Source organism: Mesorhizobium helmanticense (assembly GCF_003034915.1).
Classification (GTDB): domain Bacteria; phylum Pseudomonadota; class Alphaproteobacteria; order Rhizobiales; family Rhizobiaceae; genus Mesorhizobium; species Mesorhizobium helmanticense.
Map to the genome: position 1 here is coordinate 1 of NZ_PZJX01000122.1, position 475 is coordinate 475.

General features: G+C 57.5%; 1 pseudogene. It reads right to left on the minus strand.

The window, feature by feature from the left end:
* Nucleotides 1-475, minus strand: a pseudogene (locus C9427_RS33595) (purine-nucleoside phosphorylase); the annotation flags it as partial.

Genomic DNA, 475 nt, shown 5'->3' on the forward strand with positions numbered 1-475 from the left:
GGTGGGCATGACATAGGAGCCGCCCGTATTGGTCGCCCAGCCGCCGCCGCCAAACGTCTGATAGACCGGAATGATCGCGCTCTGCGGGATGCCTGCCTCCAGAGCCGCGGCCACGGCTCTGTCGATGTAGTTGAAGTCCACCGCGGTGGTGCGCACCGGATAGGGATTGATGCCGTAATAGTCGATGCCGGTGTTGGCGGGATTGTAGGTGTTGTTGTAATTGGAATCTGTGTACGACCCCATGTCCATCAGGGTGATGAAGGTCTTGGCGCCGGGAAAATGGGAATGGATCCAGTCGGATTCCGCCTTCAGATTGGCAGCGCTCACTTCGGTGTGGTATTTGCCGGTGGGATCGGGCTCGTCAGTCAGAAAAAATCCAAAAACCTTCGGATTGTTGAGAAGAGGCGTTACCTTGTCGATGAAGGACTGGGTGACACCATTGCTCTCGCCGAGCCAGATGAGGGCCTTCGAGCCA